Annotated in this window: 1 pseudogene; it reads left to right on the forward strand. The window is 46.0% G+C overall.

Going from position 1 to position 237, the window contains the following annotated elements:
* Positions 1-237 (forward strand): annotated as a pseudogene (locus tag B7C60_RS07255) (hypothetical protein); the annotation flags it as partial.

Below are 237 nucleotides of genomic sequence, written 5' to 3' on the forward strand. Positions count from 1 at the left end.
GATGCCGATCAACCGGCAGTGATGACGATGTACAGCGATTATTCCTCTTCAATTTGGAGTCAACTTCAGCTTGGCTTAAGACGAGATGGTTTTTCATTGGGTTGGGTGAAGCTGGGCGATAATGAGTTTGATGTGATCGAGCGGCGAGAGGATGAGTCTTGGCAAGAGCTTGATCGAGCGTTGATTGTATTCTTAAACCGTAATGTGAACGAGTTTCCCAAAACACAACGTTGGCTT

This window comes from Vibrio fujianensis, assembly GCF_002749895.1.
GTDB lineage: Bacteria > Pseudomonadota > Gammaproteobacteria > Enterobacterales > Vibrionaceae > Vibrio > Vibrio fujianensis.